This window comes from Campylobacter concisus (assembly GCF_902460845.1).
GTDB classification, from domain to species: domain Bacteria; phylum Campylobacterota; class Campylobacteria; order Campylobacterales; family Campylobacteraceae; genus Campylobacter_A; species Campylobacter_A concisus_X.
This window is the reverse complement of sequence record NZ_CABPVS010000004.1, coordinates 165,665-174,192: the sequence shown is the minus strand read 5'-3', so window position 1 is coordinate 174,192 and position 8,528 is coordinate 165,665. Positions and strand designations below refer to the sequence as shown.

The 8,528-nt window shown below is 34.2% G+C and carries 12 protein-coding genes; 11 read left to right on the top strand and 1 reads right to left on the bottom strand.

The window, feature by feature from the left end:
- Positions 1-47: 47 nt before the first annotated feature.
- The 7 genes from F3H00_RS06200 (at position 48) to F3H00_RS06165 (ending at position 3,745) form a co-directional block, all read left to right on the top strand.
- Positions 48-488 carry a hypothetical protein gene (locus tag F3H00_RS06200; protein WP_148799183.1) on the top strand — a complete coding sequence of 147 codons (441 nt, stop codon included), beginning with the start codon at positions 48-50 and terminating at the stop codon, positions 486-488.
- 238 nt (positions 489-726) lie between these two features.
- Positions 727-1,200 (top strand): hypothetical protein, encoded by a 474-nt coding sequence (locus tag F3H00_RS06190; protein ID WP_148799181.1) that lies wholly within the window; start codon positions 727-729, stop codon positions 1,198-1,200.
- 17 nt (positions 1,201-1,217) lie between these two features.
- A complete protein-coding gene (locus tag F3H00_RS06185) occupies positions 1,218-1,685 on the top strand; it encodes a hypothetical protein (RefSeq protein ID WP_148799178.1) in 468 nt (155 codons plus the stop codon).
- A 17-nt stretch (positions 1,686-1,702) separates the two neighbouring features.
- Positions 1,703-2,155 (top strand): hypothetical protein, encoded by a 453-nt coding sequence (locus F3H00_RS06180; RefSeq protein ID WP_103604319.1) that lies wholly within the window; start codon positions 1,703-1,705, stop codon positions 2,153-2,155.
- Between the two features lie 120 nt (positions 2,156-2,275).
- The gene (locus F3H00_RS06175) at positions 2,276-2,755 is read left to right on the top strand and encodes a hypothetical protein (RefSeq protein WP_148799176.1); all 480 of its coding nucleotides are present in this window, start codon (positions 2,276-2,278) and stop codon (positions 2,753-2,755) included.
- A gap of 3 nt (positions 2,756-2,758) precedes the next feature.
- Entirely contained in the window at positions 2,759-3,310 is a 552-nt protein-coding gene (locus tag F3H00_RS06170) for a hypothetical protein (protein ID WP_149703771.1), read from the top strand.
- Positions 3,311-3,487: 177 nt separating this feature from the next.
- Complete coding sequence (locus F3H00_RS06165; protein ID WP_222862598.1) at positions 3,488-3,745, top strand: hypothetical protein; 258 nt, start codon at positions 3,488-3,490, stop codon at positions 3,743-3,745.
- Between the two features lie 71 nt (positions 3,746-3,816).
- On the opposite strand, the gene F3H00_RS06160 is transcribed toward F3H00_RS06165, so the two are convergent.
- Positions 3,817-4,848: a 3'-5' exonuclease gene (locus F3H00_RS06160; RefSeq protein ID WP_148799170.1), complete on the bottom strand. Its 1,032-nt coding sequence runs from the start codon at positions 4,846-4,848 to the stop codon at positions 3,817-3,819.
- Positions 4,849-4,911: 63 nt separating this feature from the next.
- Between F3H00_RS06160 and waaC the strand changes: the two genes are divergently transcribed.
- The 4 genes from waaC to rfaQ are packed head-to-tail and all read left to right on the top strand — an operon-like array spanning position 4,912 to position 8,528.
- Positions 4,912-5,886 (top strand): lipopolysaccharide heptosyltransferase I, encoded by a 975-nt coding sequence (gene waaC / locus F3H00_RS06155; RefSeq protein WP_148799168.1) that lies wholly within the window; start codon positions 4,912-4,914, stop codon positions 5,884-5,886.
- Positions 5,879-6,772, top strand: coding sequence for a lipid A biosynthesis lauroyl acyltransferase (locus tag F3H00_RS06150; RefSeq protein WP_148799166.1), 894 nt, complete (start codon positions 5,879-5,881; stop codon positions 6,770-6,772). The genes waaC and F3H00_RS06150 overlap by 8 nt, the downstream gene beginning before the upstream one ends.
- Complete coding sequence (locus F3H00_RS06145) at positions 6,766-7,470, top strand: glycosyltransferase family 2 protein (protein ID WP_148799165.1); 705 nt, start codon at positions 6,766-6,768, stop codon at positions 7,468-7,470. Before F3H00_RS06150 ends, F3H00_RS06145 begins: the two co-directional genes overlap by 7 nt.
- Positions 7,467-8,528, top strand: a complete 1,062-nt coding sequence (gene rfaQ, locus F3H00_RS06140) for a putative lipopolysaccharide heptosyltransferase III (RefSeq protein ID WP_148799163.1) — start codon at positions 7,467-7,469, stop codon at positions 8,526-8,528. Before F3H00_RS06145 ends, rfaQ begins: the two co-directional genes overlap by 4 nt.

The following is an 8,528-nucleotide window of genomic DNA, read 5'->3' as shown; positions in this document are numbered from 1 at the left end:
CTACCTACTATAGAAAATGGCAATATTGACAACATAAAGGAAACTAGATGAAAAAAATTTTATTTATATTTTTTATAGTATTTTTTTGTAGTGGTTCGTTTGCACAAGTCTTTACATACAAAACAGATACCATAAGTATAGATTTAAGTACAAAGCAGATAGCAAAAGATAAGATCAAATTTAGTCTAACCTATGAAAATAACGCATATAAAGATATTGTAAAAATATCTGGAGTAGCCAGGAATAAAAATATAGATCTTGACCCAGAGACAGATGATGACGAATATGGCGAGAAAGTAGCCTACTTTGCAGATGAATACATATATGAAGGCAATGGATGCTACCTAGCACTACGAATAGATGCCGATAAAAACAAAAGAGCTATAGTAAATTTTGAAGAGTGTGAGACATTAAACAAAAAGGAATGGATACCAAAAAATATGCTTATATCAAAAGAGTATTTTAAAGAATTGCAGCGATCAAAATAAATTTAAAAAGATATAAAGTATAGTGGTTTTTAGATTTTCTTTTATTTGCTTATTTTTCTACTTTTTTTCAAAGCCGAAGAAATAGGATATTACTATGAAAATAAAAAATTTTTAATAGCTATTGTGATGCTTTGACTGTCACTAATGATCCAAACAATAAATTTAAAAGACGTAAAGACTTAGCAGATCCTATTGAGATATTAAAAGAGGGATATAAAAATACTTTTGGGGAAATATTATGAGGATAATCTTTAAAATAATCTTAGCTTTACTTGTAGCTGTAAATTTATCATTTTCAACAGATAATTATATAGATGATTATTATGATAGCTGGAAGCAAAAGACAATATCAAAAAAGTTTTTGAGTCAAGGTTACAAAACAATATCAAAAGACATTTGGAATGAAAGCAAGGTTTCCTATCGTCAAACAACTATATTAAATATATACAAAGAGCCTATTTTAAATTTATATGGAGACTACGACTTAAAAATTAAAGAAATACAACATCTAAAAAATCAAAAATACAAAGAGTGTAATAAAAATTTTTGTTACGACTTTGATTTTAAGTGGTTAAACAACAAAAGTCTTTTGGTACAACTACATTTTCATGCTGATAAATATTCTAAATCAAGCTGTGAGTTATGGCTATATGAAGAAGAAGATGGTGGTGTAGATGTATATAGTTTTACGTCTAAAAATTTACCTGACTAATAATGAACGATATATTTATGAAATCAATCTTTAAAATAATCTTAGCTTTACTTTTAGCTATAAATTTATCATTTGCAACAGATGATTATTATTATAGTTGGAAACAAAAGGCGATACAAAAGAAGCTTTTAAATAAAGACTGTAAAAAACTTGCAAAGAAAATTTGGAACGACGGTATGTATACTTATGTTGGTGCTACTATATTAGATGTATGTAAAGATTATATTTTAACGTTATTTTTTTCACCAAAACCAGAGTTAAAAGATGTAGAGCGTATGAAAGACACGAGATATATAGCTTATGGCGCAGACAATCTAACTTATGATTTTGATTTTAAATGGATAAACAAAAACGCTCTTTTGGTTCAATTATTTGCCCCTAAAAGTGAGCACAATCCTGATAACAGTTGTGAATTATGGTTATTTGAAGAGAAAAATGACAAAGTAGATGCATATCATTTTATATCTTGGAATTTACCTGACTGATTGTGAATAACGTACTAATGAAAACGATCTATAAAATAGCTTTAATATCACTTATAGCATTAAATATGTCGTTTGCAATAGAGATTAGTGGGGATGATTGGGAAAGAAAAACGATACCTAAAAAGTTTTTGAATAAAGACTGTAAAAAGCTTGCAAAGAAAATTTGGGTTGAAAGTATGGTCACTTACCGCAGAGATACAATATTAAATATGTATAAAGAGCCGATTTTAAATGTTCTTATTTATGAACCTCCTATAAAAGACATAGAATGTATGAAAAATATAAGATACAAGACCTATGATGCAAATAACTATTCTTATGACTTTGATTTTAAATGGATAAACAAAAACACTCTCTTGGTTCAGTTATTTGACACTAATCCTGAAAATATCTGTGAGCTATGGCTATATGAGGAAAAAGATGGTAGCGTAGATGTTTATAAATTTACATCCAAGAATTTACCTGACTAATAAATTTACAAAGGATAAAAGATTAAATTTAAAACCATACTATTAATAAGCTTTTTAATAGTCATAAATTTAAACGTTTTTGAGCCTCAAAAAAATGCCAATAGAGCCGAAATAAACTGCATGTTTATCTCTAAAAAGCTTCAAAGCCAATGGACAAAAGATGACTGGGAGCAATGCAAAATAGATAGCAATAATACAATGCCCCATAAGCCAGTTGCAGTAAAATTAGATGGTGCTTTAGCTGTGCTTACGTTTTTAAAAACGCAAAACAACAAAACAAAAATGGTGCTTTTAAACATAGATAAAACCTTAATAAAACCTGATATTATAGACATTCTAGATGAAATAAAATCAGTATTTTTTACAGAAATAAATAAAAAGAAAAATCTTTGTATCATCAATAGCTACTCTTTAAATAACACAAGGAGCAATGTAACTAATTGCTATGAGTTAAACAAAAAAGAAAATTCGATCATTGTTTCGCTTCTAACAAAAGTCTTGAATTTTCAATGTAACGACAAGTGTGTAGAATATGATACGGATGCTGTTAAAAAATTACTAATAAAAAATCCTAATGGATATAGTACCGATGGATCATAGAATATGAAATTTTTCAAATTTTTAAATAGTGTATTTTTATTAGTATCATTGCTGGCTTGCAATGGTATGGGAAAAGATGAAATACAAAATTTTAAATACAAAGACGTATCTAACTATTATTTTAAAATAGGCAGCAATAGCTATTCTGTAAAGATTTTACGTAATTATAATGAGAACAACCTGGGGCGGGCAATAGACATAAAAGAGTGTACCATTATTTACAAAGAGAAAATGAAAAAATGGGGTTTCTGTTATGATGATATGTCTATGTGGAGCGTTACGGCTAGTGGTAATATAATTGAGTTTAAAGGCGGGGCTCAAGACAGAGACGGAAATATAGTAGATTTTTATATACTTTTTAAAAAATTAGCCTCGGAATTTTATTTGTATGAGTACACTTGGAAATTTGGATACATAGATGAAAATACGAGCGACGAAAAGATTAGCAAAGTAGAAAATTACTATACGAATCATGATAAAGACGATAGACTTTATATAAATCAAATCACTCCAAAAATTCTCAGTGACATGAGAAAAAATTTTATGAAAAAATAAGCAGTAACTAGGTAATTTGAGTAACATGTTAATAGGACAAAAATTTATATGCTTATAAACTTTTAATGCCTAGCAAAGTTACTATAAAATATTGACCTAAAAATTTGAACAAACAGAAAATAGTGGGGTAAAGGTAACTTAGCAGTCATAGGTGACCCAATTAGCATCAAAAATATTTTGCGAAAAGCAAATATAATAAAAGATTTCACTACAAATTCTGGCATCAAACTTGGTGACAAACAAGACCAAATTTTAAAGAAGCTAGGCAAGCCAAACGATCTACAAGAAGAAAATGCCACCTCTATCGTCACCTACATCACTGAGCAAAACGAGAGCAACCTCTTGCAAGAATTTGACATGCCACTTTATTACGAGAAATTCATCTTTTCTAATGGAGTTTTAAAAGAGTATGAATTTGGATTTGAATACCCGTGATATTCCGCGGATCAGGATATTAATTCCATAGAATAGCAAAAGATATTTTACAGCCTAAAAGCATAGATTTTCTATTCTTCGTCCAAATTTATTTCAGGTAGTTTCTCTTCAGAAAAACTCTTATCTTTTTTTGTAGCTGACGCAACCTCGCTAGCTTTTTTTAAAAGCCCATCAAGTCCTTGTCTTGCCAAACGCTCATTTAGCTGCTCTGGCGTATCTTTTGTGCCGTCAAGATCACTAAAATCATCAAATTCTTCATCGTCTTCTTTTTGGATCTTTATCTCATAATCAAGCTTGCCATTAAGTCTAGCTAGCTCATCACTTATCGCAGTGCAAAAGACCTCAGTGTATCCTCTGTGAGCGCAGTTTTTGGCTAGAAATTCACTCATCACGTTTAGGTGATTTATATAGTCATCTTGCAAGATATTTGCCTGTAAAAGCTCAAATTTTAAAAAGAGCCAGTAGGTATTAAGCACGTCGCTTTCGCAGTATTCGTTGATCTTATCAAGCTCGCCTGCATAGTATAGCTCAAGCACCTGATCGCCGTGTACGTCGTACTTGCCAGGTAAATTTAAGCTAGCACAAAGAGTGTCGAGCTTTAGCCCTCTTACGCTTCCAAAATCGCTTATAAAATCAAGCAAATCAAGGTGAAATTTAGGCGAATACCTTGCCCTATAGTTTTCCCATTTGTTTTTATTTAGCTCTTTGTTTTCGCTCTCGTAATATGCCGCCGCGTTTAGGTTGTAGCGCATCGCACGCACCATTAACATCGGCAGGTCAAAGCCACGGCCATTAAAGCTAACAAGCCTTGGGTTATAATCATTTATAAATTTTAAAAATTTAGCGATGATCTCGCGCTCGTCCCTGCCCTCCATCGTGCTAACTTTTAAAAATTTGCCATACTCATCAGCCATTACCGCAGAGATCGCGACTACTCTATGAAACATCACAGGCAAAAACTCACTTCCACTGGCCTCTTTTTGCAGCGCCATCGCTTGCACGCTCACATCTTCATCGCTCCCATCAATGCCATAAATTTTTCTTATCAAATTTGCATCAGGTATCGTCTCGCAGTCAAAGACACAGATGTAACTTTTCGCCATTTTAGCCCTTTTTTAAGCATTTTTTTTTAAAATCATACCAAAAATTTATATCTAAAGTGATCAATGCAAAACAAAAATCAACTAAAAATAGCCATCGTCAAACTCTCCGCTCTTGGGGACATCGTGCACGCAGCTATTGTGCTTCAGTTTATCAAAAAGCACTATCCAAATGCCCATATCACGTGGCTGGTTGATGCTCGTTTTGCAAGCCTTTTGAAAGATCATCCACTTATCGACGAGCTAGTCGTCTTACCGCTTAAGCAAAGCTTTAAACAAAGCTACAAGATACTAAAAACGCTTGGTAAATTTGACAAAGTGATCGATCTGCAAGGACTTTTTAAATCAGCCGTCGTCGCAAAAATAATAGGCAAGCAAACTTATGGCTTTAGCAGAGAGAGTGTCAAAGAAAAGATCGCAGCTAGGCTTTATAGACATAAATTTAAAATTGATTACAACGAAAATATAATCATTAGAAATTTATCGCTTGTAGCTTTTGCTCTAAATTTTAGCTTTGAAGCAAGTGAAATTTTAGAAAAAGTACCTTGCTTTGAAGCAAGTGAAATTTATAAAAATGAAAGTGATAAAAAACGCGTTTTGATCGCTGCCTTTGCAAGCGAAGAGAGTAAAATTTATAACAAATTTAAAGACGTAATTAGATTACTTGATGGATGTAAAATTTACCTTTGCTACGGAAGTGAGAGCGAGAAAGTAAGGGCTGAGGCGATCATCTCAGGCACCTCAGCAAAACTACTTGAAAAACTAAGCATAAAAGAGATGATAAGCTTCATTACAAGTTGTGATTTAGTAATTGGCAACGATAGTGGTCTAACGCACCTTGCTTGGGCGATGAATAGGCCTTCTATCACGCTTTTTGGCAACCGTCCAAGCCACAGAAATGCTTACATCACGGATAAAAATTTAGTTATAGATATGGGCAAGCAAATAGATGCGAGAAGTATCGATAAAAACGACTTTTGCATAAGAGAGATTTTCCCAGAAACGATTGCAAATTTTGCAAAAAGGCTACTAAATGGATAGGCTCTATCTAGCTGGCTTTTATACTTTAAAATTTTTTATATTTTTACTACCTAGCTCACTTAGAGATTTGCTCGCTAAATTTTTAGCTTTTTCGTATATGAAGCTTAATAAAAAGCGATTTCACGTCGTGATGACAAATTTAAACCTTGCTTTTGGCGAGACAAAAACTAAAGAAGAGAAGCTTGAAATCGCCAAAAAATGCTACTACAATTTCGCAAAATATCTTGGTATAAATTTCATCCTCAATCAAAACACGACAAAACAAAAGATACTAGAGCAAGTTGTTTTTAAAAATGAGCACTTTTTGCTTGACGCAATAAAGTCTAGCAGGTCTATCATAGTTACAACAGCGCATTTTGGGCAGTGGGAGATATTTGGCTTAGCTGTCGCAGCTCATTTTGGGCCATCTTCAGTGCTTGGTAGAAGGCTTGATAGTAGCATCATGGATAAAATTTTAAGAGCAAACAGATCGCAGTTTGACGTGGAGCTCATCGACAAAGATGGCGGTGCAAAAGATATTTTAAAAGCGCTAAAAGCTAGACGAATAGTAGGGATTTTAGTCGATCAAAACACCGCTCCAAAAGATGGCATAAAGGTGCAGTTTTTTGGCAAAGATGTGCTTCACACACCAGCAGCAAGCGTGCTAGCGCAAAAGACAAATGCCCTTATCATAAACGCATTTATCTACCAAAAAGATGAAAATTTAAACGAAATTTACTTTGAGCAGCCTATTGACATAAGTACGTTTGACAAAGAAGATGCCGTGCAAAAAGCGACGCAGATGCAGTGTAGCGCGTGCGAAGAGATGGTTAGAGCAAGGCCTGAGGAATACTTTTGGTTTCACAAACGCTTTAAAAGATTTTACGAAAAAGAGTATAAATGCTAAGTGTCGTCATCTTAACTTTTAACAGCCAAAAATATCTGCAAAAAGTGCTAGAAAGTACAAATTTTGCGGATGAGGTCATTGTGGTTGATAGTGGCTCAAGCGATAGTACAAAGCAAATTTGTCAAAATTTTAGTAATGTTAAATTCTACGAGCAAGTATGGCTGGGATTTGGCGCGCAAAAGCAAAAGGGCGTGGATCTAGCTAAAAACGAGTGGGTATTTGTGCTTGATAGCGACGAGATGATTACAGACGAGCTTAAAAATGAGATCATTAGCACGCTAAAAGAGCCTAAATTTATGGCTTACAACGTAGCTAGGCTAAATTTTTTCTTTGGCAAAGCGATCAAAAATATGGGGCTCTATCCAGACTACACAGTGAGGCTTTTTAACAAAAATTTTGCCAAATTTGATGGCAGAGCTGTGCATGAAAAGGTCGTTTTAAATGACAGCACACAAAAGCTTGGCGCGCTTAAAAATCACTTCTTGCACTATGCATATGAGAGCATCGAGCAGTTTATAGCTAAGCAAAATCGCTACTCAAGCATGGGAGCAAAGAGAAATTTACTAAAGGCGCTTACAAGTCCAGCGTGGACATTTTTTAAGCTTTACGTGCTAAAAGGTGGCTTTAAAGAGGGCTTTACTGGCTACATCATCGCTAGACTTTACGCCCAGTACACATTTTGGAAATATATAAAATGAAAATACTTGTGATTAAATTTAGAAACATTGGTGACGTACTTTTGACCACGCCGCTCATTGAAAATTTGCACCACTACTACCCAGACGCGACCATCGACTTTGCCCTAAACAAAGGCACAGAAGCGATGATAGAAGGCAATCCTTACATAAATAAAATTCACATTTACGATAGACAAAGTGCAAATTCTGGCTTTTTTAAAAAGCTAATGACCGAGCTAAAATTTATAAGAGCGATCAAAAAAGAGAAGTACGATATGGCGGTGCAAACGACAACTGGAGACCGCGGCGTCATCATCGCAAAGTACGCCAAGATCAAGAAGATAGTTGGCTTTTTAGGCAAGCATAAGGCGATAAACAAGCTCTTAAGTGTAAAGGCAAAATACTACGAAAATTTTTCTCACACGGTCGATCTAAATTTAAACGCGCTAAGAGCTTTAGGATTTGAACCGATTAGCAAGAAAGTTAGTGTATTTTCAAATGAGAGCGTGGATCATCTAAATTTACCAAAACGCTTTGTGCATATGCATCTTACAAGCCGCTGGATGTTTAAATGCGCAAACGACGAGAGCATGGCAGAGCTCATCGACTACTGCGAAAATGAGCTTGACGTAAAGGTTGTGCTAACAAGTGATAATAAAGAAAATGAGCTAGAAAAGCTAGCAAGCGTGTTAAAAATTTGCAAAAGTGAGCCTATAAATTTAGGCGGTAAGCTAAATTTGAAACAAACGATCGCTCTCTCAAAGTGCTCAAGCCTTTTTATCGGAGTGGATACAGCTATAATGCACATCGCTGCGGCAAATGACGTGCCAGTGATCGCCTTTTTTGGTCCAAGCAATGCTTTTGAGTGGGGGCCTTGGGATAACTCACTCATGGAAAATGGCTACACAGCGCAAAATGGCATACAAAGTATGGGCAAACACACTGTTTATCAAAAAGATTGGGATTTTGTGCCTTGCGACAAAGAAGGCATAGCAAGGCATGGTGTAGAAAAAACATTGATGGATTTTAGTGACGAAATGCCAAAAATAAAAGCCAAAATAAAAGAAATTTTAGGATAG

Excerpts from the sequence above, each read along its gene's own strand:
- F3H00_RS06200 (WP_148799183.1), top strand. The coding sequence starts at position 48 with ATGAAAAAAATTTTATTTATATTTTTTATAGTATTTTTTTGTAGTGGT.
- F3H00_RS06190 (WP_148799181.1), top strand. The coding sequence starts at position 727 with ATGAGGATAATCTTTAAAATAATCTTAGCTTTACTTGTAGCTGTAAAT.
- F3H00_RS06185 (WP_148799178.1), top strand. The coding sequence starts at position 1,218 with ATGAAATCAATCTTTAAAATAATCTTAGCTTTACTTTTAGCTATAAAT.
- F3H00_RS06180 (WP_103604319.1), top strand. The coding sequence starts at position 1,703 with ATGAAAACGATCTATAAAATAGCTTTAATATCACTTATAGCATTAAAT.
- F3H00_RS06175 (WP_148799176.1), top strand. The coding sequence starts at position 2,276 with ATGTTTATCTCTAAAAAGCTTCAAAGCCAATGGACAAAAGATGACTGG.
- F3H00_RS06170 (WP_149703771.1), top strand. The coding sequence starts at position 2,759 with ATGAAATTTTTCAAATTTTTAAATAGTGTATTTTTATTAGTATCATTG.
- F3H00_RS06160 (WP_148799170.1), bottom strand. The coding sequence starts at position 4,848 with ATGGCGAAAAGTTACATCTGTGTCTTTGACTGCGAGACGATACCTGAT.
- waaC (WP_148799168.1), top strand. The coding sequence starts at position 4,912 with ATGCAAAACAAAAATCAACTAAAAATAGCCATCGTCAAACTCTCCGCT.
- F3H00_RS06150 (WP_148799166.1), top strand. The coding sequence starts at position 5,879 with ATGGATAGGCTCTATCTAGCTGGCTTTTATACTTTAAAATTTTTTATA.
- F3H00_RS06145 (WP_148799165.1), top strand. The coding sequence starts at position 6,766 with ATGCTAAGTGTCGTCATCTTAACTTTTAACAGCCAAAAATATCTGCAA.
- rfaQ (WP_148799163.1), top strand. The coding sequence starts at position 7,467 with ATGAAAATACTTGTGATTAAATTTAGAAACATTGGTGACGTACTTTTG.